The organism is Salinispora mooreana (assembly GCF_000379065.1).
Taxonomy (GTDB): domain Bacteria; phylum Actinomycetota; class Actinomycetes; order Mycobacteriales; family Micromonosporaceae; genus Micromonospora; species Micromonospora mooreana.
Genome location: NZ_KB900614.1, coordinates 2528944 through 2554072 on the forward strand (window position 1 = coordinate 2528944; position 25129 = coordinate 2554072).

Annotated in this window: 15 protein-coding genes and 2 pseudogenes; 11 read left to right on the top strand and 6 right to left on the bottom strand. The window is 67.9% G+C overall.

The window, feature by feature from the left end:
* The first annotated feature begins 130 nt into the window (after positions 1-130).
* The 6 genes from SALPAC6_RS0111970 (at position 131) to SALPAC6_RS0111995 (ending at position 5704) form a co-directional block, all read left to right on the top strand.
* The gene (locus tag SALPAC6_RS0111970; RefSeq protein ID WP_018253657.1) at positions 131-655 is read left to right on the top strand and encodes a PadR family transcriptional regulator; all 525 of its coding nucleotides are present in this window, start codon (positions 131-133) and stop codon (positions 653-655) included.
* Positions 652-1380 carry an ABC transporter ATP-binding protein gene (locus tag SALPAC6_RS0111975; RefSeq protein WP_018253658.1) on the top strand — a complete coding sequence of 243 codons (729 nt, stop codon included), beginning with the start codon at positions 652-654 and terminating at the stop codon, positions 1378-1380. Before SALPAC6_RS0111970 ends, SALPAC6_RS0111975 begins: the two co-directional genes overlap by 4 nt.
* On the top strand, positions 1377-3590 hold the full coding sequence (locus SALPAC6_RS0111980; protein ID WP_018253659.1) for an ABC transporter permease: 2214 nt from the start codon (positions 1377-1379) through the stop codon (positions 3588-3590). Before SALPAC6_RS0111975 ends, SALPAC6_RS0111980 begins: the two co-directional genes overlap by 4 nt.
* A gap of 166 nt (positions 3591-3756) precedes the next feature.
* Positions 3757-5031, top strand: a complete 1275-nt coding sequence (locus SALPAC6_RS0111985) for a cytochrome P450 (RefSeq protein WP_018253660.1) — start codon at positions 3757-3759, stop codon at positions 5029-5031.
* Between the two features lie 11 nt (positions 5032-5042).
* Positions 5043-5249: a (4Fe-4S)-binding protein gene (locus SALPAC6_RS0111990; RefSeq protein ID WP_018253661.1), complete on the top strand. Its 207-nt coding sequence runs from the start codon at positions 5043-5045 to the stop codon at positions 5247-5249.
* A gap of 68 nt (positions 5250-5317) precedes the next feature.
* Complete coding sequence (locus tag SALPAC6_RS0111995) at positions 5318-5704, top strand: GntR family transcriptional regulator (protein WP_223874221.1); 387 nt, start codon at positions 5318-5320, stop codon at positions 5702-5704.
* A gap of 610 nt (positions 5705-6314) precedes the next feature.
* Here the strand turns inward: SALPAC6_RS0111995 and SALPAC6_RS29385 are convergent.
* A complete protein-coding gene (locus tag SALPAC6_RS29385) occupies positions 6315-6773 on the bottom strand; it encodes a hypothetical protein (protein WP_162561477.1) in 459 nt (152 codons plus the stop codon).
* A 297-nt stretch (positions 6774-7070) separates the two neighbouring features.
* Here SALPAC6_RS29385 and SALPAC6_RS0112005 point away from each other — a divergent pair, with 297 nt between their 5' ends.
* Complete coding sequence (locus SALPAC6_RS0112005; protein WP_018253663.1) at positions 7071-7307, top strand: hypothetical protein; 237 nt, start codon at positions 7071-7073, stop codon at positions 7305-7307.
* A 60-nt stretch (positions 7308-7367) separates the two neighbouring features.
* Here the strand turns inward: SALPAC6_RS0112005 and SALPAC6_RS0112010 are convergent, their stop codons facing one another.
* Positions 7368-8564 (bottom strand): helix-turn-helix domain-containing protein, encoded by a 1197-nt coding sequence (locus SALPAC6_RS0112010; protein WP_026189591.1) that lies wholly within the window; start codon positions 8562-8564, stop codon positions 7368-7370.
* A gap of 180 nt (positions 8565-8744) precedes the next feature.
* On the opposite strand from SALPAC6_RS0112010, the gene SALPAC6_RS27645 reads away from it, so the two are divergent.
* Positions 8745-9011, top strand: coding sequence for a hypothetical protein (locus SALPAC6_RS27645; RefSeq protein WP_018253665.1), 267 nt, complete (start codon positions 8745-8747; stop codon positions 9009-9011).
* A 34-nt stretch (positions 9012-9045) separates the two neighbouring features.
* Here the strand turns inward: SALPAC6_RS27645 and SALPAC6_RS27650 are convergent.
* Positions 9046-9276, bottom strand: a pseudogene (locus SALPAC6_RS27650) (tyrosine-type recombinase/integrase); the annotation flags it as partial.
* On the opposite strand from SALPAC6_RS27650, the gene SALPAC6_RS29390 reads away from it, so the two are divergent.
* Complete coding sequence (locus SALPAC6_RS29390; protein ID WP_162561478.1) at positions 9175-9390, top strand: hypothetical protein; 216 nt, start codon at positions 9175-9177, stop codon at positions 9388-9390. The pseudogene SALPAC6_RS27650 and the gene SALPAC6_RS29390 overlap by 102 nt on opposite strands.
* A 323-nt stretch (positions 9391-9713) precedes the next feature.
* On the opposite strand, the gene SALPAC6_RS0112025 is transcribed toward SALPAC6_RS29390, so the two are convergent.
* Together SALPAC6_RS0112025 and SALPAC6_RS0112030 are read right to left on the bottom strand one after the other, a co-directional pair.
* A complete protein-coding gene (locus SALPAC6_RS0112025; RefSeq protein WP_223874222.1) occupies positions 9714-10133 on the bottom strand; it encodes an Imm10 family immunity protein in 420 nt (139 codons plus the stop codon).
* Between the two features lie 2 nt (positions 10134-10135).
* Positions 10136-18001 carry an RHS repeat-associated core domain-containing protein gene (locus SALPAC6_RS0112030; RefSeq protein WP_018253668.1) on the bottom strand — a complete coding sequence of 2622 codons (7866 nt, stop codon included), beginning with the start codon at positions 17999-18001 and terminating at the stop codon, positions 10136-10138.
* 437 nt (positions 18002-18438) lie between these two features.
* Between SALPAC6_RS0112030 and SALPAC6_RS0112035 the strand changes: the two genes are divergently transcribed.
* Positions 18439-21573: a DNRLRE domain-containing protein gene (locus tag SALPAC6_RS0112035; protein WP_018253669.1), complete on the top strand. Its 3135-nt coding sequence runs from the start codon at positions 18439-18441 to the stop codon at positions 21571-21573.
* Positions 21574-21696: 123 nt separating this feature from the next.
* A pseudogene (locus SALPAC6_RS25815) lies at positions 21697-23323 on the top strand (phytoene desaturase family protein).
* A gap of 93 nt (positions 23324-23416) precedes the next feature.
* Here the strand turns inward: SALPAC6_RS25815 and SALPAC6_RS0112045 are convergent.
* Positions 23417-25006 carry a Rieske 2Fe-2S domain-containing protein gene (locus SALPAC6_RS0112045; RefSeq protein ID WP_026189592.1) on the bottom strand — a complete coding sequence of 530 codons (1590 nt, stop codon included), beginning with the start codon at positions 25004-25006 and terminating at the stop codon, positions 23417-23419.
* Between the last annotated feature and the right edge of the window lie 123 nt (positions 25007-25129).

The following is a 25129-nucleotide window of genomic DNA, read 5'->3' on the forward strand; positions in this document are numbered from 1 at the left end:
TAGGTTGACGGAGACTTGCCGTCAACCGTAAGTTGACGATCCGCCGCGACCCCTGCGGCCACCGCCCCCGGCGGACCACCAGCCACAGTAGGTTGCACGTGTAGATGTCGCGTGTATAGAGTCCCGGGGCGTGGATAACACGACAACCCTCCTCGGTCTCCTCGGCACCGGTGCGAGCTACGGCTACGACCTGAAAGGCCGGTACGACCGCTGGTTCGGGCTGAAGAAACCGCTGGCGTTCGGGCAGGTCTACACCACCCTGACCCGGCTGATGCGCAACGGCTGGATCGTCGCGATCGGCGCCGAGGCCGGCGCCGGCCCGGAGCGCAAGCGCTACGGGATCACTCCCGCCGGCCGCGCCCGGGTGCTGGAGTGGATCTTCACCCCCGAGGTGCCGTCGGAGACCCTGCAGAGCGACCTCTTCGCCAAGACAATCATCGCGCTGCTCCTCGGCGACGACGCCGGCCGGCTGCTGGACCTGCAACGAAGCCGGCACATGGCGCGGATGCGGGAATTGACCAACGAGAAGCGGGGAGCGGGCCTCGCCGTCGTCCTCGCCTGCGACCACGCCCTGTTCCACATCGAGGCGGACCTGCGCTGGATCGACCTGACCGCGGCCCGCCTCTCCCAGCTACAAGCCGAGGTAAAGAAGTGAACAAGGTGGAGACCATCAGTACGTCGGCGCGCGCCCCCGAGGGCGGGTCGGCTCCCCTCCTGCGGGCGCGGGGGCTGCGGCTCGCGTTCGGGCTGACCGAAGCCCTGCGCGGCGTCGACCTGGACTGCCACGCCGGCGAAATCATCGCCGTAACCGGCCCGTCCGGGTCAGGAAAATCCACCCTCCTCCATGTGCTCGCCGGGGTCCTGGTCCCAGACGAGGGCACCGTGGACTACGACACGGTTCGCCTCACCGACCTCAACGAGACGGGCCGGTCCCGGCTCCGCCTGGACAAATTCGGATTCGTCTTTCAATACGGGCAGCTCCTGCCCGACCTGACCGCGGTGGACAACGTGACGATTCCCCTCCTGCTGGCCGGCGTGAAACGCCGCGAGGCCCGCCGCCGGGCTGACTCCTGGCTCGACCGGCTCGGCCTGGCCGAGTGCTCCCGAAAGCTGCCGGGGCAGCTCTCCGGCGGGCAGGCGCAGCGGGTCGCCGTCGCCCGAGCCCTGGCCACCACGCCGACCATGCTCTTCGCCGACGAGCCGACCGGATCACTGGACTCACTCGCCGCCGAGACGGTGATGCTCGCGCTCACCGAGGCGGCGCGAGACGCCAACACGGCCGTCATCCTCACCACCCACGACCCACGTACGGCCGCCTACGCCGACTGGGAAGTCGTCGTCCGCGATGGACAGATCACGGTCGGAGGGGCGTACCGATGAGGCTGTTCACCCTGACGAGACTCGTCACGGCGGAGGGCCGCGGGGCAGCCGGGCGGCTGGTCGGCATGGCCGGCGGCATCGCGGTCGGGGTCGCCCTACTGCTGCTGCTCCTTGGCGCCTACGGCGGAATCACCTCTCGCTCCGAACGCCTCAGCTGGCCCGACCTGCACCACGGCGAGTTGACCCAGGTCCCGGACCCCGCTGCCGCCGCGCCGACCGCCGGGTCCGTGCTGGCGGCGACCAGCCTGGAGCACTTTGACGGGAGGGAAATCGTCAGAGTCGACATCGTCGCGACGCCGGACTCGACCGTGGTCGTACCCGGAGTCGGGCAGCCCCCGGCGGCCGGCACCTATCACGCCTCCCCCGCGTTGACCGCCCTCATCGAGGCGAACCCCACCGACATCCTCGGTTCCCGGTACGGCACCCGGGCCGGCTCCATCGACGAGGCGGGCCTCGCGGGCCCGGACTCCCTGGTTGTCGTGACCGGGACGACGACCGAGAACCTACGCTCATCCGGGTATGGCAGGGCGGGAAGCGTCCTCCTCGGCGGGGGCGCCTGGTCGGTCACGGAGTTCCGCGGGGTTTCCTATCCCAGCAGCAACTACCGCACCATCACCATCATCGGCGCCATCGCCATTCTGCTCCCCGTCCTGATCCTGGTCGGCATCGTCACCCGCCTCGGCGCGGCCACCCGCGCCGAACGCTTCGCCGCCCTACGCCTCATCGGCGCCACCCCCCGCCGGGTCGCCGCCATCGCCGCCACCGAAACCGGCGTGACCAGCCTCGTGGGCGCCCTGGCCGGGGTGGCCCTGGCGTGGCTGCTCATCCCGGTCGCCGCCCTGGTCGAAATAGACGACGGCCGACTGTTCCGCACCGACCTGACCGTGCCGCCGAGCACCGTGCTCATCGTCGTCGCGAGTGTCGTGGCCGGCTGCACCGCCGTCGCCGGGTGGCGCACCAGCCGGGCCCGGATCGGGCCCCTCGGTGGCAGCCGGGAGCGAACCGAGCGCCGCCCCACCGCCCTCGGCATAGTGCCGCTCATCGCCGGTGTGGTGGTGCTGCTGGGCGCCACGACCGCCGCCCTGCGGCACACCCCACTCCCCCATACCGACCGGATCCTCATCGCCGGTTTCGTCCTGCTCCTGGTCGGGCTGATGGCCGCCGGGCCGGTGCTCACCTACTGGATCGCTCGGATCGCGGCCCGCGGTGCGCACCGCACCGCCGGGGTGATCGCGATGAACCGCATCCAACAACACCCACGGGCCACCTTCCGCGCGGTCAGCGGCCTGGTCGCCGCCATCTTCCTGGTCTCGGTCTTCTCCGCCGGGATCACCACCGTCGCCGAGGAGTCGCTCACCGAAGACTCCGCGCATCTCTCGCCCACCACCCTGATCGCCTCGCTCAGCTCGCCGCCGGACGATGCCAGCGCAGCGGCGTCCGGGATCACCGCGGTCACCGCCGCAGCATCCCGGATCGCCCGCACCGACGGAGTCACCGCGACCGCGATCGGCTACTCCCACCCCGAGAGCGGATCCGTCTTCACCGCCGCTGACGCCGCCCTCGTCGGCTTGCCCACCCCCGAGGGCGCCAGCCACATCCAGGTCACCGGCGGCTTCTTCGGCGACGGCCCGCTGGTCACCCGCCCAGCGGCCACACCGGACCCCAGGCCGGGGATTCTGGTCGTCGCCACCGACGGCACGACGCATTCGGTCGAACGCGCCCGCACCGCAATCCTCGGTAGCAAGCTAGACCTGTCATCACCACCCAGGACCCAGGCCGACCACGAGAGCGCCCGGCTGCACACCTGGGCCGACCGCTACGCCAACCTCGGCCACCTGGGCGTACTCGTGGCCACCCTGATCTCCGCGGTCTCCCTCGCCGTCTCCAGCATCGCCGCCATCCTGGACCGCAAACGGGTACTCGGCCTGCTCCGCCTCATGGGAATGCCCGCATCGACCGTACGCCGTGTCATCGTCGCCGAAGCCGCCCTGCCGCTCGCCACGGTCTTCGCGCTCTGCGTCGGACTGGGAATCCTCACCGCCTGGTGCCTCATCGCCGGCCTCACCGAAGGCCGACGAACAATCACCTGGCTGCCCCCGTCCTACTACCTGATCCTCGCCACGAGCCTCGCGCTCGCCGCGACCGCGGTGATCTCCACTTTCCGTACGGCGCGCACGAGCACCACCATCGAAGCGACCCGGATCGGATAGGTGTCCACTGTCGGCCCGCCCGGGCCGGACCAGACCTCCGGCCCGGCCGGCCGGTAGACAGACCAGCCAAGCCATCGACGGTCAGGCATGGACGGAGCGCCACCGTCCGGCTAGCCTGAGGCCGAGCGGACGGGACAACATCCACTTCTGCGAGGTGACGATCGCCATGCCAGAGACTGCCTCGATCACTACGACAGGGACCGCCTCGACCGCTACGACCGGTGCTGCCTCCGGCAAGGTCACCGACGCCGAGTTTCCCGTCGCACGTGGATGCCCCTTCAGCACACCCGCCGAATACGAACAGATCAGGGAACACTCCCCGATCGCCAAGGTCCGTCTGACGACCGGCCGCGAAGCATGGTGGATCGCCGGACACGAGCTGGGACGCACCGTCCTGGCCGACCGGCGATTCTCCTCCGACCGCCGCAGGGACAACTTCCCGTTCGTCAGCACCGACCCGGAGACCAGAAAGCAGTTGCAGGACCAGCCCACCTCCATGCTCGGCATGGATGGCGCCGAGCACGCCCAGACGCGGCGGGCCCTGATGGGCGAGTTCACCGTCCGGCGGATGGCCGGGCTGCGGCCACGAATCCAGCAGATTGTCGACCAGCACATCGACGAGATGCTGTCTTCCGAGCAACGCTCCGCCGACTTGGTCGAAGCGCTGTCGCTGCCGGTGCCGTCGCTGGTCATCTGCGAACTACTCGGCGTCCCCTACGCCGACCACGACTTCTTCCAGGGCCTCACCGGCCCCTTGCTCCGCCACACCACACCGCCAGAGGCTCGGGGTCGGATCCAGGAGGAACTGAACACCTACCTCGGCACCCTGATCGACCGCAAGCTCACCGACCCCACCGACGACCTACTCGGCCGGCAGATCGCCAAACAACACGCCGCCGGCACCTTCGATCGCACGAGCCTGGTCAGTATGGCCTTCCTCCTGCTCATCGCCGGCCACGAGACCACCGCGAACATGATCTCCCTCGGCGTCGTGGGGCTGCTCCAACACCCCGACCAGCTAGCCATGATCAAAAATGACCCGGAGAAGACACCACCGGCCGTCGAGGAGCTACTGCGCTACTTCACCATCGCCGACACGGTCACCGCCCGCGTGGCCACCGAGGACGTACAGCTCGGCGACACCACCATCAACGCCGGCGACGGAGTCGTCATCTCCGGGCTGGCCGCCGACCACGACCCGACGGTCTTCACCGACCCAGACCGGATCGACCTCGAACGCGGCGCGCGCCACCACGTCGCCTTCGGCTTCGGCCCGCACCAGTGCATCGGCCAAACCCTGGCCCGCATGGAGCTGCAAATCGTCTTCGACACCCTGTTCCGCCGCATCCCCACCCTCCGCCTGGCCGCACCGCTCGACGACATCCCGTTCAAGTCCGACGCGTTCGTCTACGGCGCCGAAAAACTCCCCGTCGCCTGGTAACGGAGGACCACATGCGAATCGACGCGAACACCGACGTCTGCATCGGGGCCGGCCAGTGCGTCCTGACCGACCCGACCGTGTTCGACCAGCACGACGACGGCATCGTCATGCTCGTCACCAAACACCCCGAAGGCGAAGCCGCCCACCGCGCCCGCGAGGCCGTCGAACTCTGCCCGTCAGGCGCGCTCTCCCTGATTGAGGAACCAGGCGACAGTTAGCCCGTGTCTGCCTGCACATCTCCACCGCGTTGGTGGAGCTGTCCCGCCGGGCCGACCAGGCTCCTACCTTGCGCCTGCGCATCGACCAGATCCGCGTCGGACGCCTCAACCCCAACGACCCACTACCGTCCGCCCGCAAGATGGCCGACCTCTACGCCGTGGCCTCCATGACCGCCCAACGCCCGCTACGCGAACTCCAACACCGGCGCATCACCTACAGCGTCGCCGGCAAAGGCACCTTCGTCCACCCCGACGCCTTCGACCTCCTACGCGGCGGTGTCCTCCGCGAACCCATCGACGACCCCGACCTCCGACACCGAGTCGCCGCCTACCTCACCGACCAACAAGCCATCACCATCCGCTACCACCACGCCCGCACCACCGACGACAAGAACGCAGCCCTACACGACCTGCTACGCCACGCCGACACGACAACGACCTCATCGACGAAGTGATCAAATACCAAGCCGACCTAGGCCACTTCGCCCAACAGCCCGCACACCTCCGCAGGCCCAGCAACGACGACCAGCCCGCGCCGCCCGCCAAGCGTCCCCGCAGCAGCCGCAACCGCGCACCAAAGCAGTAAGCCAGCCAGACCAAGGCCCTCGGCCAAGATCCGACTGGCTCAAAACTGCTTTACAGGATCAAGAACGGCCCGGCAGAGCCGGGTCGCGCACGCGCTACAGCCGTACCGGCCCCGCGCGCACGCCCACCAACACGCAACCGCTCGTTCAGGGCCGGTCGATCCACCGGCAAAAGGCCGCGACGATCCCTTCACAATCACCCCGGCGATCACTTCCGGGGATCGACGCCGCGCCGCTACGCGGCACGCCACCGAAGGTCTCAGGCACGGCCCTGACCCCGCGAACAAGCATTGATTGATCTAGATCAGACAAATGCCGCTGACGGCAACCGTGACGGCAACGCGGGCTAACGACCAGGCACCGTGGTAGACGTTCGCCACTATGCGTAGTGGCATCCGAATCCACCTCAGCCACTTTCTGCACCAAGCCAAGGCTTAACCCAGTCGATTCGTACTTGCGAACCGAAAGGCCCATCGGCAGCCTACTCGATGCGATCGAAGCGCTCTCGAGTCTTGGCGATATTGCTAATAGCATCAAGCAGTGCTTGCCTCAGAGAACGCTCCTCAGAATCAATTCGTCCCACCTTCCCACCAGATTCCTCACATGCATTGATATAAGGCACCCAGGCCTCGTAGACGCGATGGAGCTGTTCGTTTGTCGTCAGCGACAACACCGCCAACTGATTCGGCGATGAAACTCTTCTCTTCGCCTCGGATCCAAACCACATACTGAAGCGAGCACTTTCGCTCAATAGCTGTCCAACCAAATCGATGAGGTCATTCCCTAAGGCGCTACTCGATAGCATCATGATCGGCAGGTCAACTCGGACCACCCCTGTCGGAACTCGCAATTCCGCAGGTGGAGACCATCCTGATGGGACTTCGTCCAGCCACTCCCAACCATCCGGCAAGGGCATTGGATTTGCCTCCGTATCTGTCAAGAGTCGTTGCGGCGACTATGCGTGCTGCCGAAGTAGCCACTTGGTAATCGCGACGCTTCCCTCGTCTATCGGAACCCCCTTAACTCCCCCTTGCCGCAGCACCTCGGCACAGTAGGTGATACAACTCCTAGTCATTTCATCATAAGCTCCCAGATCCTGCCCGAGTGTCACGTCCTGGTAGGACCTTGCGCGGCTGGCATTCGGGAGAGGAATACGAACGTCAAGCCTAAAGTTAGACAGCTCACCCGCGAACTCCTGAGCAACTGCACGTGTTCCGGGTCTACCAGCCTGCTCAGTATGAAGAGCATCATCGCCATGCCGGACAGTAATCGAAGCATGACCCGCCTGCCGATCAAGATGCACGATCGCTTCGCCGCCGCAGTTGTGGACGAGGACCGGGGTGTTGCCGGCGATCACATAGTACGTGTGGCCTTGCTACGGTGGCTGCGGCGATGTCATGGGTTCGGTCTTGGCGGTGAGCTGGGCTTTCGCTCAACCGCCGGTCGGCGGTTCATCGTTTGTGGGCGGTTTTGACAGCAGTCGTGACAGCAACGTGGGGGCACGTCGGGCTGCGCGGGGCGACGGGCTGGGTGTCTACTCGGTCGGTCTGGTGGTGTTGGCGGGCTTCTTCTTCTGTGCGCGGCGGTTGATGAGGCGGTCGACGGCGGTGATGCGGCGGTGCAGGCGGGTGGAGCCGGCGTCGATGGCGGTGGTGTCGATGCGGTGCAGGACGGCGCGGGCGGCGTCGAGGTTGCCGGCTTTGGCGTGGCCTTCGGCGAGCCAGGTTTGGTAGAGGGCGACTTCGCGGGCGTGGTCGTGGTTGTAGCCGGCGAGTGCTCGGGTGAGTAGGGGTTCGGCGGCGGCTGGGGTGCCGAGTTCGATGAGGCAGCGGGCGGCCATGACGTCGATCTCGGTCTGGTTGAGCCAGTACACCCATTCGGGTTCGGCGTTGCCGTCGGAACGCTGGTCGTAGGCGTCGTTGACGGCGTCGAGGGCGCGGCGGGTGGTGTCAGTGTCGCGGGCTCGGGCGGCGGCCCAGGCGAGGCGTTCCAGCAGCAGCGCCCGCACGAGCGGGGTGGCGTGCGGGGTGCCGGTGACGGCGGAGCGGGCGATGAGCAGGGCGTCGTCGCGTTTGCCGATGTTGGTGATCTGGTAGGCGAGGCTGGACAGCAGTTGCGCGCCGAGTGCCCGGTCGCCTGCCGCGTCGGCGGCGGTGACGCCGGATAGGTAGAGGCGTTGCGCGTCGGAGTAGTTGCCGGCGTCGCTGGCGACCCAGCCGGCGAGTTGGGCCAGTTCACCGATCACGGTGTACAGCCGTCTACCGGAGGCGTCGGTGTAGGAGGCAGTGCGGGCGAGGTGTTCGGCGTGGTCGAGTTCGGCGCGGATGACGGGGAGCAGGGTGCGGCTGCCGACCGTGTCGTCCAGGTGGCGGAGGTCGATCACCCGGGCTTCCAACGTTCGGATCAGGGTTGCGCCGATGCGGCGGCCGGCGCGTAGGCAGCCGGTGGCGGGCGGGTGGTTGTCCAGGAGCCATTCGTGGGTGCGGCGGACCGGGTCGGCTGGGGTGCCGATCGGTACACCGAGGGCATGTTCGTAGCGTTCAACGATATCGGGAGTCGCCTGGCGGCGGCCCGTCTCAACGAGGCTGAGGTAGGGCTTACTGAAGTGGGTGAGAGCGGCCATACCGGCGAGGCTGTGTCCGGCGGCTTCACGGGCGGCTCGCAGGTGAGCGCCGAGGCCGGCGGGGGTGTCTGTAGACGGGGGAAAACCCTCGCCTGCTTCCATGGTCATCTGTCTCCCCTGATCCTGGGTGGCAGGCCCAGCGGGGACGTGCATCGAGTCCGAACCTGGCTGGCGCCCGTTTCGGGAGGGCCGGGACCAGGGGTTTGGCGATCGGCACTCGCCTCGACCCCAGTGCTGCGGCCCGGTCCTCCCACCGTAGCCCACGACGCCGCCGAAAGGGTGCCAGCGATGACGATGCATCTACCAGTTCGTCCCGTATGGACGTGCGCCGGGTGCGGGCAGGTATGGCCGTGCCTGACCCGCAAACATCAACTGCTGGCCGAGTTCGCCGGCGCGCGGGTATCGCTGATGCTCTACCTCACCCAGTTCTTTGTCGAGGCGTGCGTGGACATGCCCACCACTACCACGGGAACGCTGTATCACCGGTTCTTCGCCTGGCCCTACGAACCAACCGACGCCCCGCCAGGTAGAAAGGGCGCCCCGCCGGGGTGGTAATCCCGGCGGGGCGCGTGCTGTCGGTTGATGGGGTTCAGTTGTCGGAGCAGGTGTCGTCGTCGGGTTGGTCGGCTTGTAGTGCCTGGTTCATGGACTCGACGACGTGGCGTTGCAGGCGAAGCCGGACGTGGGAGTAGATGTCGGCAAGGGTGTGGATCTACGCGTGGCCGAGCAGGTCCTTGATCGTCACCAGGTCCACGCCCTGTTCCAGCAGCAGCGTGGCGCAGATGTGTCGCAGGTCGTGGAAGCGGATATAGCGGACGTCAATGGCCGCGCCATCGCCGCCATGAACCAGACCCCGTTAATCAGCGACAACCCGGCACTCAACCGCCGCTGCGGCGTCCTGTTCGCCATACTCCGCAACAAGATCCCCTACTAACCACGGGCGACCAGCCCCATCCCCGCCTGACCAAGACCATAGCGACACCCGCAGCAACAAACGGCTCGCCACCATACCCGCAACCGACCACATCGATCAACTGCGATCAGCATCGCCAGGCCGAAGGAGCCGGCGTCAGTCGCGAATCATCGAGGCTAGGCCAGGACACCGATCAGTGCCTCAAACCACCCCACCAGAACCCATCACCCCAGGTTAGCGCGCCGCGCCCCAAAACTCCGAGGCCCAACGACCAAAATTAGGTCATATGCATTGCTCTGAACGGCCAGCATCAGCGTGAGGGGTGAAACTCGCTCACCAGGTTTCTATTCGGAAAAATTCAGCCCGATCAGTTCTGGCCGCTTCTCGGTGGAACCCCAGTCCAAGATCTCACCAAGTTTCGTCGACAAGTTCGCAATGTCGGCTCCTGAATCACGGAGTTCCACTTCCACGAGAGCCGGGATTTCAAGAATCTCCGCGTCCTCAGCTGTGAACTCCAGGGCCAGTAGCGTGCCGTTAAGCTGCACGCGCCGCAGACAGCCGTAAACCGTGAACCCCCGCTCGTTCGAGACGTTATAGGAGTCCATTCCAGACTGTACTTCTTGCTCGTCTGGCTCATAGGTGGATCGCTGAATCGAGAGAGACCTCTGAACGCCAGCGCCATCAACCCCCCTGACGCCTACCTCCAGGGACTCCTCATCCTCGTAGTCCTCAAAGAACCCGACCTCCGTGGCGGTAAGTCTCATCGCTAGCCCCTCGCCTTCCATGTTCCGGCGCCCTTGACCCCGTCCCATGTATATGTAACCGATACTCCCAATTCCCTGACCATGCGGTTCATCGCCCCCTTACACCTTGAACAGGGCGGAAGCTGGCCTCGCATCGTCACCGCGTCACCAGGACTCAACGGGTGCCTACCAGCGAATGGATCGTTCGGAAGTGAAACCTTCGGCCCTGTGGAGGCACCCGCCATACGCGAGAACCGATGCTCCGTGTGCGTGAAGGCGGAATTGTTGGGATATCCGAGAGCAGCCTCCTCCGGAGTCATGTCACCGCTCTCCAAGTTCACATCGACACGCGTGCTCCCGTCAGGAGCTGTCGCGGTGATATCGCACATGTGGCCGCTGCCACCGGTGTTGTGAACCAGGACCTGAGTTGTCCCTGCCACGACATAGTACGTGTGGATGTTGGCGACGGTGAGGTTGTGGACGGTGGCCTGCAGGACATCCCAGCGGTCGATCGCCGTGATCTGCACGTACGTGCCGGAGCTGGTCCGCAGCCACTGGCCGGAACGCAGGTCGGTGGCGTCGATCCACTCACCCAACTCCGGCACCCAGAACGGGTGACCATCGGTCGCGGTGATCTCGGCGGTCTCCGAGCCACGGTCGCCATCGGTGTCGATGGTGACCTTCACCAGCTTCTTGACGCCGTCGCCCTTGATGGCCGCGGTAACCGTCTCGGCCACGGTCTCACCCGTCTCCGGGTCGGTGACCAGGACGTCGTCACCCGGCTGAACATCCTCCACCGGCTTGGTGGAGCCGTCGGCCATCAGGACCCTGGTGCCGGGAACGAAGCTGTTGCCCTTGCAGTCGGCGCCGCTTGAGCCGCCGTTGCTGCGCGCCGTCGCACCGGAGTCCCCGCCGCCCTTGGAGTCACCCTTACCCGAGCCACCACCGGACTTGCCCGAGCCACCACCGGATTTGCCCGAGCCACCACCGGACTTACCGGACTTGCCGGCACCGCTGGAGGCCGCGGACGACCCCTTCGGGTTGGACTTCGCCTGGGCATTCTTCTGGGCCGAGTTGCCCGTCTTCTTTGTGGCGTTGACCGCCTTATTACTCGTTGTTTGCGCCTTTTGAGCAGCTTTCTTTTTCGCAGCCTGGGCGGCCTTCTTCGCTTTCTCGATGGCCAGCTTCTTGGCGTTGAGTGCCGCTGTCTCCGCCGCCTTGGCTGCGCGTAGCACCCCTTCGGCGACACGCTTCGCCGTACGCCATGCCTGAATCGCGGAGATAGTCCGGTTGACTGCCTTGAGCACCCCTGGGATCTTGGTCACCTTCGTCCACGGAATCGCCCCGACGATGAGGCTCCCGCACGCCCACATGTCACCGCCGAAGCAGTTCATGGCGTCGTTGATGCCGATGAAATCTCTCAGGACACCCCAGGCCGCGCTGAGAATCACCGACGTCAACGAACGGTTCATGTCGGACTGGGCCTGGGCGACCTGCGCCGCCGACAGGCCCGCGCCCGCGAGCGCCGCCGCCTTCTCCGAGGCGGTCAACGACACCGCCAGACCCGTCGGGTCGGAGTGGGTCACCGGGTTGTTGTGGGCGTACGCGTACCCGTTGGACTGCATCGGGTCCGCGATGTCCAGCACCGGGTCGGCGGAGAGGAACCGGCCCACCACCGGGTCGTAGAGCCGGGCGCCGAGCGGGGTGTAGCCAGAAGCGTCGTCCCGGTCCGCGCCGAGGAACCCGGTGTGGGTCTGCATGTTGACGCCGAGCGGCGTGGTACCGCGCTGGTTACCGAACGGATCCTGCTTACGGACCCGCACCGGCATCTCGCCCTGGAGGCCGACCTCGGCGTACGGGCTGCCCTGATGGTCACCGGCGAGGGCGACGAGCCCCGTACTGCTGGTGGCGAGTTGCGCGTACCGCATCACCACACCACCCGGTGCCGGGTAGGAACGCTGGACGTTGACCTGCGCCCCGCCTCGCCGCACGGCCAGCACCGACTCGCCGAGCTGCAGCGTCGCGTGCTGGTCCTGAATGGTGAGCAGGCGGCTACCGCCGGGCCCGTAGAGGTGCCGGGTCTCGTTCTGCGCCTCCCACTGCTGCGCGGCGGAGTCCGGGTCGCAGGTCACGAGCACCAGCGGGGTGCGGTCGGCGGTGGCCTCGTCCTTGACCCCGAGGCACAGGCCGGAGGTGGGGTGTTTGAGCTGCCCGGTGGAGAGGCGCTCCAGGTGCTGATCGGTCGACCCGGAACACTCCTTCGTGGCGAAGGCTGACCCGGCCGTGGTGCCGGCGGGCTGGGCGCACCAGTCGTCGTACACGGACAGGGTGCCCAGGTTCGCGTCAGCCTGGCCGGGGACGGGACCGAAGGTCCACTTCTGCGCGACCGTGTCATTGCACGGGTACAGCTGAACCGCCTCGCCCGGGATGGCCCGGCTCAGGTCGATGCACTTGTCGGCCAACCCGACGTAGGCGGTCTTGCCCCTGCTGCCCGCGCCGGTGATCCGCTCGACCTTGCCGTCGTAGGTCCAGGAGAGCACCTGCTGGTCGCCGTTCTCCACGGAGGTGACGACCTTGGTCTCGCCGGTCAGCTCATACAGTCGCTCGGCGACGGCGGTGACCTCCGCGCCGTCCAAGGTCACGTAGTCCTTGGTGACCTTGGTGAGGGTGCGCGGCTGCGTGCCGTCGGCCTTGCCGTACTCGTAGCTGGTGGTGGCGTCCTTGGCGGTGTCGCCGGTGAGGTCCTTCTCCACCAGCTTTGTGCGGTTGCCGAGCAGGTCGTACTCGTACTCCTGCCAGTAGCCGGCGCCGTCCGTGCCCGCGGTGACGGTGTCGCCGGCCGGGCTGGCGGCGCAGGACTCCTGGTCGGTCGCCGTCCACGCCGTGGTCAGCTGGCCGATCGGGTCGTACGTGAAGCACTGCCGCTCCTCGAGGCCGAGGGAGCGCTCACGGATCGAGGTGACGTTGCCGGCGTCGTCGTACCGGTAGGAGCGGTGCGACACCAGGTTGGCGGCGACGATGCTCTGGTCATCGGTCTGCTCCCGGTGGACCTGCTGGTCGGTGAGGGCGCCGCTGGCGTTGTCGTAGGAGGCGGTGGTCCACACCCGGTACGGCTGGGCGCCGAGGGTGGAGCGCAGCACCTGCCCGTACGGCGAGTAGACGGTTTCGGCGCCGTACCAGTCCTTACCCGACACCGACAGGGGCAGCCCGTCCCTGGTGTAGCGGGTCAGCAGCTTCTCCGCGGGGAGAGTCCCGACAGCCGGCAGCATGGTCGACTCGGGCAGGCCGGTGTCGGTGTACGTGTAGTCGTACCGGTAGGTGGTGTCCAGGCCCCAGGTGTCGGCGATGGACTCCGGCAACGTCAGGGTGGTGGAGGTGGGCTGGTAGTTGTCGGTGTACCCACCGATCGCCTGGGTGTACGGCAGTCCGTCGGTGTAGCGGGTGGCGGTCGCCGGCAGCCCCTTGCCGCCCGGGGCGCTGTCGTAGGTGTAGGCCGCCAGCAGAGTGCCGTCGCTGACCCCGAGCCGCTGCTCGGTGGGGCGGTGCAGCTTGTCGTAGCTGTTCCAGACGGTGATGTTGCGGCCGTTGGTGACGCTCTCCTGCCGGTCGAACCGGTCGTACGTCACCTGGGTAGTGCCGCTGTTGGGGTCAACCGCGGTGACGAGTCGCCCGCGCTGGTCGTACGTCCAGGTCCACGGGTGGGCCTCGTCGGCGGAGTTGGTGGCCTGCACCAGGTTTCCACGCGCGTCGTACTCGTACCGCATCGAGGTGAACTCGGTGTGGCTGCTGTCGGTGAAGGTGTCCAGCCGGGTGGTCCGGCCCATGGCGTCGCTGAAGATGCGGTAGGACGCGGCGCCCGCCGGGTTGACGACCGTCGAGTGGTCCTCGCCGTAGGTGTAGCTGGTGGCCCGCGCCGGCATCTCGACGCCGTCCAGGACCGGCAACTCCCGGGTGACCCGGCCGAGACCGTCGTAGGTGTAGCGGGTGGCGTTGGGGACGGCGGTGTCGGCGAGCGGCGTGAAGAGCTGCCCGATCGGTGATCCGTCGGCGTGGTAGGCGTTGCGGGTCTGCCACACCTCGCCGGAGTTGTTGTAGAGCGTGTCGGTGATCAGACGACCGCCGCCGGTGGCTTCCGTCTGGCTCTGCCGCTCCCGACCCATTCCGTCGTAGAGCGTGACCGAGGTCTCGATCCGGCCCTCGTGCCCCCGCGCGAAGGTGGTGATGTACGGCGGCTTGCCGTCTGGGACGGCGTACTCGGCCCGGAAGTCCGGGACGGCCGCGGCGGAGGGGGTACGGCCGGGTGCCCACGCCTCGACGAGCCGGCCCAACGGGTCGTACCTCGCCTCGCTGACCAGACCGTTGACGTCGGTGGTCGTGAGGGAGACGGCCCGGCCCGGCTCCACCTCCCGGGTCTGCCGGTGGCCCAGCGCGTTCTCCTCGGAGACGGCGAAGGCCTGACCGGTGGCGGGGGTGTAGGTGATCGTGGACGTCTCGCCATCCACGTCGGTTCGGGTCACGACGCGGCCGATGGCGTCAAATCCGGTGGTGCCGTCGGCCTGGAAGCCGGAGCCGTCGCCCTTCAGCGACCAGGTCTGGGTGGCGAGCCCGCGGGTGCCGTCGCCAAGACCGACGCCGTAGTCCGCGCCGTCGTAGGCCACCCGGCTGGCGGAGCTCAGCGTCGTCAGATCGTCGAAGGTGGCGGCGGCACAGGTCGTCGGGCTGGAGCGGACCTGCTTGGTCAGCCCGATGAGGTTCTTGTCCAGCCGGTGGTGGTACTCGAGGAAGGCGCACGACTCGTCGCCGGTCTGCTCGGTGTCGCCGAGGGATTCGACGTGCGTGGGCAGACCATGGGTCGTCTCGAAGGTGGTCTTCGTCTCGACGACCCGCTCGGTGCGGGTGTCGTCGCCGGTGCCGGAGGAGCGGGCATAGGCCACCTGCCGCGGCTCGGTGACCCGCCAGGCCTCCAGCGGGCTGAGGCCGTCGTCGCGGTCACGGCTGGCGAGAAGCTGGGCGGCGGGGTACGTGACGCTGCGGGTCAGCCACTGCTCGTCGGTGTCCTCGGCGCTGGTGTAGGTCAGCTCCTCGGCGATTCGGCCCGCGAAGGGCTTGCGGTCCTTGGCGATCTCAGCGCCGGTGATGTCCCGCACCGACACGGTGTCGCCGAGCCCACGGAAGTAGCGGGTGACGGTCTTGGTCTGCGCGCTGCCGATGGCTGGTTCGTCGTCACCGGTGCGGACGGCGACCTGCGCGAAGCCGGCGAACTGGGAGTACGTGCGGGTCGACTTCTTGGTGAACTCCCGCTCGGCGAGCCGCCAGGCCGGGGTCCCGTAGTCGTAGCGGGTGACGGTGGCGACGGAGGCGCCGTCGATCGCGGGCAGCTCCTCGATGCTGTCGACGACGTACTTGTGGAACCAGTCGATGTCCTCGGCTTCCGGGTCCGGATGCCAGTACGACGGATAGCAGAGCCGGGTGTTGGCCCTCAGGTCGGCGGTGTCGTCCTTGCCGGGCAGGTTGGTGCCGGTGGCGCAGTCCCCGGTGGGCTGCTTGTAGCTGATGACCGTCTCGCCGCCGTACTCGTTGATGACCCGGGCGATGCGCAGTCGGGAGAAGCCGGGACGGTGGTCCTGCTTGACCCGGTTCGGCATGTCCTCGACGTTGTGCTCGAAGCGCACCGGGTTGAGGGTGACCTTCTCGTCGGTCGTGCCGTTGCGGGCATACCCGGTACGGGTGATCGACTCCAACCACAGCGCGGTGTTCGGCCCGGTCAGCAGGATCGGGAAGGACTGCGTGAGCTGGTACTCGTCCACCGCCCGCAGCGTGGTGTCGCCACTGCGCCGCTGGGCCGAGGTGGTGATCTTGTCGAGGCGTTTGCGGGTGAAGAAGGCCGGCCCCGCGTTCCAGCACTTCTCGCCCGCGGCGCACCGCAGGTTGGCCGGGGTGTCGTACCAGATCCGGTAGTTCCCGGGGTTGGAGCTGGTGAAGTTCTTCTCGCTACAGGTCAACTCCCCCTCGTCGAAGCAGCGCTCGGCGACGGTGAATCCGACCCGGGCCAGGGGTGCTGCGCTGAAGAGGGTGTCCCGACGTTGCCCGTAGTCGATGCGGGAGAGGTAGCCGCCGCGGTCGTACTTGACCGGGTCCTTGAAGTTGAAGTTCCGGGCGTAGTAGTTGGTCTCCTTGCCCCACCACAGGGACATCGCGTTGCCGTGGATGTCCTCGACGTAGTCGAGACCCCATCGCCAGGCCTGGGTGCAGAACGAGCCGGCCCAGTTGCCCGCCTTGTAGCAGGGCTCGCCGGCGTGGTTGCCGTAGACCGGCACGGTGAGGACCGAGTTCGTCACCGGGTCGTCGGCGCCTGAGCCGTGGTCGGACCACCCGGGAAGTCGGTGCAGGCCGAAGTGGTAGCGCGTGCCGTCCCGGGTGGTGATGACCCAGTACTCGCCGTCCGCGTCCCCGTTGGCCCGGCTGGTGTCCGTGCGCAGCTCCACCGTGGAGCCGTCGCCGTTTGCGGTGAACCAGCGCTGCTTGTCCTTGTCCCAGACCAGCTCCGTGGTCATGCCCCCGAGCGACAGTGTCGCGTTCGGCGAGCCCCAGCAGAGGTCGGCGGTCCGGTGCTTGGAGTTGTTCGATCCCGGCTTCTTCGAGTCCTGTCGGCAGTTGGCGTAGCTGCGGGTGATCGCCCCCGCGTTGTAGTCCCAGCCGTCACCGATCCAGGACGCCTGGTTGTTCGTGGCGGAGGTACGGCCGTCCACCGACTGCGAGGAGTAGGAGAGGTTCACCTTCGGCATCAGGCCACCGGCGGTCTCCGGCACCTGCACCTGGTACCCGTAGGTGAACGCACCAGAAGAGGAGCCCGCCGCCCAGGATCCCGAGGAGAGCAGGGGCGTGGCGGTGAAGTCACCGGCCGTGGAGGCGCCGGTGTCCAGCACACCCACCACACTCGAGCTTGTCGAGGACGTGATGGCGCTCGTCGCGGCAACGGCGCTCTCGGCGGCAGCGGCGCTCGTCGCGGCGTCGGCGCTCTCAGCGGCGGTGTTGCCGCCGAGCAGTGAGGCGACGGGGACCGTACCGGTGACCACCCGCCGGGTCGGCTCGTCCTCCGCCGCGGAGTTGTTGGTGGGCGCCTCGTCGGCCGGCACCAGCTCGACCTCACTCGGCACAGGCCGCGCGGCGGCCGGGCCGGTCAGGTCAGTCGGGGCAGCGGTCCGCGCCGGCATGCCGCCGCCGGTGCCGCCAGTGGTCGCACAGTCCCCGCTGTCCGGGTCGTCATAGACGCAGTCCGGCAGCAGCACGACCCCGAAGCGGTCGGCCGCCTGCGGGCCGTACAGGTCGGCGAAGGGTGTGTAGTCAACGCTGAGCGCGACCTCGGCGGCCGGGTCCGCGGTCTCCGGCGGGGTGAGCTTCATGATCAGGCCGGCGACCCCCGCGTCCTGCGACGCCTCGGGCGCGGCCAGGTCCACATTCCAGGTGCCGGCGAGGTCGGCTGGGTCGCCTTCCTCTGGCACACCGAGGGCGATCGGGAGGTCATCGACGGGCCGGCTGTCGCCCGCGGCGAGACCGGTCAGGTCCACCACGCCGCTGTCCTGCTGCCAGGGGTCAACCGCCTGCGGCACGTACGGGTCGATCGGCACCTCGGGGGCGGTGGTCAGGTCCGTCTCGGCACCCTCGTCCCGGTCGACCCGCTCGATCTCCGGCAGGTCGGGCAACTCGACCTGCTCTCGGGTCATGCCCGATCCGGGTACCGCGAACGCGGCGGCGGGCAGGCTGGTCACCGCCAGGGTTGCCGTGAGCGCCAGGACGAAGGCTCGGCGGGTCGGCCCCACCAGGCGGCCCAACTCCGTCGGGGTCCGCCGGCCGGAGGGCCGTCGGAACAACAAACCGGTACCACGCATACCCGTCGACTCCCGCGAGGACGAAAGAGAAGGCACGGCTTAAACCGCGCAGAACACGCGTCGGGCGCGACACGTGCGTGTGCACTCTGCGGCATAAGCCCGCCCTGCTCAAGGCGGCAGTCAAACCAAGATCCAAAAAGAGGTGGTCTTGGCCACAGGACACTCCTGACACAAAGCGGATAAAGATCAAATAGCCGGGCACGGGAATATGAATTAGGCCAAGCTCCGCATACAGCACGGGCAAAATAGCTCCTAAGGGCGGATTTAGCCTGACCCCACCATTGAGCGACAACGCTGGGTCACAGGTCAATAACGTTCGCGGTAACCCAACTCGCTCGTTTCCGTGCGATCGTGTGCCCGCGTTCTGCCCCCGACCCACCGACGGGGCTGCTTGCCGCGCCTTTCTGTCCGCCTGGCCCCCACGGGAGGGGATCGCCGTGACCGCGCCTCGCCTGCTCAGTCCGTTCGTGCGTACACGCACCCGGCTGACCCTCACCCTCGGTCTCCTCCTGACCGCCGTCGTCGCCGCCCTACTGCCGTGGTGGCCGGGAAGCGACGAATCCCCGGAGGGGGTCTCCCGCATCGCGGCCGTCCCGCTCAAAGACGAGGCCGCGGCGATGGCGCAGGCACTCCGTACTGGCGAGGAGGTGCTGGTCGAGACCGCCACCACCGCCACCGCACTGACCTGGGCGCTGCCCAACGGACAACTCCGCTCCACCTTCAACGCCACGCCACAACGGACGAAGAACGCCGCCGGCCGGTGGTCGCCGATCGACACCACGCTGACTCGCACCGACACCACCCCGGGCGGCCTCGATATCCGGCCGGTAAACGCCCCTACCCCTGTCCGATTCTCCGCCGGCACCAGTGCGGCCGGGCAGCCAAGCAGTTCGGGTGGCTCCGGCGGCTCGGGCGGGGGTCAGTCTCCCGTTGGTGACGATGAAACCGTCCTGGCCGAAGCGGAGATGGACGGCCACACCGTCGCCTTCACCTGGCCCGGGCACCTGCCGGAACCGGTCCTCGACGGCCCCCGGGCGCTCTACCCCGATGCCCTACCCGGCGTTGACCTGCTCGTCGTCGCCCGCGACGTGGGCGGATTCAGCCAGTTGCTGGTCGTCAAGAACCGCGCGGCCGAGACAATCAAGGCCGCCAGCGCGGTGACCTACGGGCTGACATCACAGACCGCGCGCTTCCGCCACGACCCGGTCACCGGGGGGATCCAGATCCTGGACCAGACCGACCAGGAAGTCGGCTCGATCCCCACCCCGTTCGCCTGGGACTCCGCTGGCCAGGAGAGCCCGGATGCCGAAATCCGCACCGCGGTCGACACGCCCGCCGACGTGCTGAACCTCAGCGGTCTCAGCGGCAACGAGCCCGGTGCCCGCAGCGCCCAACTCCCCACCCGGGTGGACGGCGACGGCACCGGCGCGCTCCGCCTGCACCTCGATGCCGCTGCCACCGGGCTCCTGACCAATCCGGAGACGCTCTTCCCCGTCTTCCTGGACCCGACGCTCAACAGCGGGGTGGTCGACTGGGCGACCGTCTACTCGCAGTACCCCACCACCAACACCTGGAACGGCACCAACTTCAACAAGGGAACGACCGTCGCGCGGGTGGGGTACGAGGAGTGGACGCCGCTCCGGACCCGCTCGTTCTGGCGGATGGGCTTCAGTAGCTCCCTGCGCGGCGCTACGGTCAGCTCGGCGACCTTCAAGGTGTACAACGAATACTCCTCGAGCTGCAGAGAACGGGAGATGCAGCTGTGGCTCGTCGGCGCCATCTCCTCCGGCACCACCTGGAAGGCCCAACCCAGCTACATGACCCTGCAGCAGAAGAAGTCGTTCGCCCACGGCTACAGCGGCTGCAAGAGCAATGGGGACTACGTAGAGTTCAACGTGAAGAACGCGGCCCAGCAGGGGGCCGACAACGGGTGGTCGAACATCAACCTGGGCATGCGGGCCACCAGCGAGTCCGATACTTGGACCTGGCGCAAGTTCACGGCGAAATCCGCGACGCTTACGGTCACATACAACCGCAAGCCCAACACCCCGACCAGCCTCACCACCTCCCCCGGGGGCGCATGCACCCCCGGCGGGGTCAGGGTCGCCAAGACCGACCTCACCCTGTCGGCGACCGCCACTGACCCCGACGGCAACCTGAAGGGCCTGCGCTTCCGCTTCTGGAAGAGTGGTGCCACCGTCCCCACCGGCACCCTGGTCACCGCCACCAGCGCCGGCAGGGCCAGCCTGACGATCCCCAGCAGCACCCTGGTTGACAAGGGCGTCTACCTGTGGAACGTCCGGGCCGAGGACACCTCCGACGCACACTCCGACTGGAACCCGCCCGTCACCCCCTGTCAACTCATCATCGATGCCTCGGCGCCACCGGCGCCCGATGTCAGCAGTGACGTCTTCCTGGAAGCCACCCCCGACGGCGCCACCTGGGCGACCGTGAAGTTCGGGGAGACCGGGCCGATCACCTTCACCGCCGCGGATGCAGCAAAATTTAGCTACGCCTTTGAGGCGATCGACACCACGTACGTAGATGCCACCGACGGCACCGCGACCGTGCCGGATCTGAAACCCCGGCACGCCGGCCCCACCACCCTGCACGTCTACGCCTACGACGATGTCGGCAACAAGAGCGCCCGGACGGACTACTACTTCAACGTACCGCCCCGCGATGCCGTCGACGGGCCCGGAGACACCGGTGGCGATGGGATCCCCGACCTGCTCCTCATCGACTCCACCGGCAACCTACGGAACTACGCGGGTGACGTGGACGGCGAACTGTACGCCTGGCAGGCCGCCTCCTACACCGGATCAGGAGCGCTCAACCCGACCGGCCACTGGTACGACCCGGAAACGGGCGAGGCCGCACTGATCACCAAACACTCCGACGTGTACCCGGGTGACGGCTCCACGGACCTGTTCGCCCGAACCCCGGACGGCGGCTTCTGGCTCTACCCCGGCGACGGATACGGCACCTTCAACGTTGACGACCGACTCCGCGTTCTGCTTCCGCCAGACACACCCGACCCCACGACCTGGACCCAGATCAAGGCCCTCGGCGACATCACCGGCGATGGGCTGCCTGATCTGGTCCTGCGGGCCGGGACAGCGTTCTGGACGCTGAGCGGCTACACCGGCGCCAGCTTCCAGGAAGCCATCCTGATGAACGGGAACGTTTGGGAACGCCGGGAAGTCGTCAACGTCGCGGACATCGACCTGGACAGCACACCGGATCTGCTCTGGCGCAACCTGGACAACGGCAACATGTACGTCCGCCACGGGAAGCCGGGCGCAGTAGCCGGCAGCGTCGATCTGGATTCGATAAAGCTCGCGGCGAACTCCCAGAATGGTGACGTCCGCTACGGCATCAGCTGGACGGAAGCCAACGTCAACGCGGTGATCGGTATCCCTGATGTGAATGGGGACAGTGTCCCGGACCTGTGGGCCCGATTTGGGGAGGACGGCATGATGCGGATCTACCACGCGTCCACCACCAATACCCACGCCCCAGTGAAGATCGTGCTGGGGGACAACTGGAACAGCGTCAAGGCCTTCGGCTGAACGCGTCGCGCGGGCCGGCAGTCACTGACCGGGCCCGCGCGGCTCCTCCCACCGCCGCGCCACCCCCACCACGCGCGACGGTGGGGGTGGCCAGGCAGCTAGATCGACCGTTATCTTCGCTGCATGGATCGGCAGGAGACCTCGACGTTGCGGGCCCGACCGCAGACCACGCTCCCGCGACGGGTGGACGTCGCCGTCGTCGGCGCTGGGCACAACGGGCTGGTGTCGGCGGTCCTGCTGGCCCGAGCCGGGCTGGACGTGCTGGTGCTGGAGGCGGCCGACGTGGTCGGCGGCGCGGCCCGCACCGAGACACCGTTTTCCCGGGTGCCGGGGCTGCGCCACTCCACCGGGTCGTACCTGCTCGGGCTGATGCCCCCCGGAGCTGCTCGCCCGGCTCGACATCCGCATCCCGGTGCTGCGGCGCGACCCGCACTACTTCCTACCCACCCCGGGCGGGCCCGGCTCGCCATACCTGCTCTTCGGCCGTGACCCGAGCGCGACCCGGCAACAGTTGGCCGAGTTCTTCTCCCCCGCCGATGTCGCCGCCGACGCCGCACTCCAGGCCGAGCTGGCCGCGCTGCGCGCGGACCTGGCGCCGGCCTGGCTGGCCGAACCGCTGCCGGTCGAGGAGACCGCCGAACGGTACGTCCGACCGGCACTGCGCCAGATCTTCGTCGACCTGGTCCGCGGCTCGGTCGTCGACTCTCTGGCCCGCTTCGACTTCCGCTCCGAGCTGCTGGTCAGCATGTACGCGGTGACCGACGGCCTCTCCGGGGTCAACGCCGGCCCGGACGACCCCGGCACCGGGCACAACTTCCTGGTTCACAACATGTGCAGAATTCCCGGCTCCGACGGCACCTGGATGATCGCCAAGGGGGGCATGGGCGCCGTCTCCCGGACCTTCGCCGACGCCGCACGCGCCGCCGGCGCCACCATCCGCACCGGTACGCCGGTCAGCGCGATCACCCTCGACGGGGGCGCCGCCTCCGGTGTCCGGCTCGCCGACGGGCAGAGCGTCGCCGCGTCCGTGGTGCTGGGGGCCTGCGACCCGTACCGGCTGATGGAGCTGCTCCCCGACGGTGCGCTCCCGGTGTCGCTGGCCGACCGGATGGCGACGGTGCGCCGCCCCGGCACCACGCTCAAGCTCAACCTGGCGCTGACCGGGTTGCCGCGCTTCTCCTGCCTGCCGGAAGCCGCCCCCAGCCCGTTCGGGTCCACCATCCACCTGCTGCCCGGCTCCGCCCCCGGCGACACCCGGGACACGCCGCTGGCGGGGCTACGCGCCATGTGGGCCGACGTACGGGCCGGGCGGCTGCCCCAGGAGCCGACGATCGAGTGGTACCTGCACACCACCGTCGACCCGACGCTCTCCGACGCCGCCGGGCACCACTCGTCGGCGCTCTTCGTGCAGTCGGTGCCGTACGCGTTGGCGGGGCGTACCTGGGAAGAGGCGCTACCCGGGTACGTGGCGCGGCTGGTGGCGATCTGCGAGCGGTACGCCCCGGGCACCGGGGCCCTGATCGCCGACGCCGTACCGCTGGCCCCACCGGACATCGAGGCGCACTTCGGCATCACCGGTGGGCACATCCACCACGTGGACAACACGGTGTCGTTCACCGACCGGATGCCGTACGTCACCGGGATCGACGGCGTGTACGCGGGCAGCGCCGGCTGTCACCCGGCCGGCAGTGTCATCGGTGCGTCCGGCCACAACGCGGCCCGGCGCATCCTCACCGACCTCGGACGGTGAGGATGCGCGGGGTCTAACAGCCGCCGCGCAGCCGGAGCTGTGCGGGACCGGTGTTCTTCGTCAAGCGGGCCGCGGCGCGGGGCCGAACGGCGCTCAGGTCGTCGTCTCGGCGACCGGGGCGGGGGTCTGCTCGTCGGCGCGCTGGGCACGGATCTTGTGGCCGACGCTGGTCAGGCACCGCCCGCTGGCCAGATCGAAGCGCCAGCCGTGCAGCTGGCAGGTGAGCTGGTCGTCCGCCACGATGCCGAACCGGCTCAGGTCCGCCTTGAGGTGCGGGCAACGCCGCTGCACCACCCAGTCGCCGAGGGTGATGTCCTCCGCGTCGACCGCCCGCTCGTGCTCGTCGTACCAGCCCTCGGCGTACTGCAACCGCTCCTGGGAGAGGCACTTGAAGAAGGCGTAGACGAACTCGTTGTACTGGCCGATCCGCGCCGCGGAGAACCGGCAGGACAGGAAGAGCGAGTTGACCCAGTCGACCTCGCCGATGTGCAGCAGGTGCTCGATCAGTGCCCGCTCGGTGCGGAACCGGTAGCGCACCTTCTCGTCGGCGTACGGGCGGACCTGCTTGCCGGGGAAGTCCACCACGATCGACTCGACGGTCTCCGTACCCGCGTCGTCAACATCGACCAGGTCGAAGCGGACCGGGCCGCCGACCCCCTTGGCCAGATAGATCGACTCGTTCAGCAACGGCTCGATGCGGCGCTGCATCTCCGCCAGGACGTCCACCTCCGGGTGCCGCCAGGACGCCTTCTCCGCCGCGATGATCGGCCGCTTGCGCTCCCGCATCTCTTCGAGGTGGGCGACCTTGTTGGCGAAGAACTCCGCCACCGGCACCGGGTGGGTGGTCTCGCAGCCGTCGGCGGTGACCTCGGCGACACTGCCCGGCAGCAACACTACCCCGTTGGTGCCGCCGACCTTGGCGTACTCGTCCAGGAACACCGACTGGTCGGGGAAGATGTTGCCCTCGTCGCCGTGGATGTCGTTGAACTGCCACAGCGCGTCGTCGAGGAAGCACGGCGGGCCGGCGATCGGGAAGACGTGGTCGGCCTTCAGGTCATCGATGTAGCGCCAGGTCCGGTCGAACTGCCGGTCCCGCTTCTGCTTGCCGAACGCGGTCTTGGCGGCGTTCGGCAGCTCGTAGACCATGGGATACCAGATGGCCCCGGAGAACTGGAGCATGTGTGCGTGCACGTGCCCCAGATCGGTGAAGACGCTGAGGTCGGTGGGGCGGGCGTCGTTCTGGTTGAGCAGCCGGACCCCGTCGTGCTCCACCCACAGCGACGAGTCGCCGATCGGCCCGTCGGTCGGGCTGGTCAGGGCCTGGATCATGACCTTCAGGCCGCCACCCAGGTCGATGACCTCCTCGTTCGGCGCCTTTAGGAACTGGGTGAACCCCAGCTCCCGAAGCTCGTTTTCCATCTCCGAGGTCGGGAAGGCGGGCAGCAGCACGGTAGCCCGCTTCGACACGTACCGCTTGAGGTGCGCCGCGTCGAAGTGGTCCCGGTGCAGGTGCGAGACGTAGAGGTAGTCAACGTCGCCCAGCGCCGCCCAGTCGAGTTGGGAGTTGTCGGGGAACGGAAACCACGAGGCGAAGTACGCCGGGTTGACCCACGGGTCGCACAGGATGCTCCCCGCGGGAGTGTCGATCCGCATGCTGGCGTGCCCGGTACCGGTCACTCGCACCGCAGTTCCCCCTTTAGCAGACATTACAAGGTTCACGTCAGAACCTACCGGAGCCACTCTCACCACCACACCGCGACGCCCGGTAGTGCGTCCATGGGCGACAACGCCCTTCGAGGGACCGAC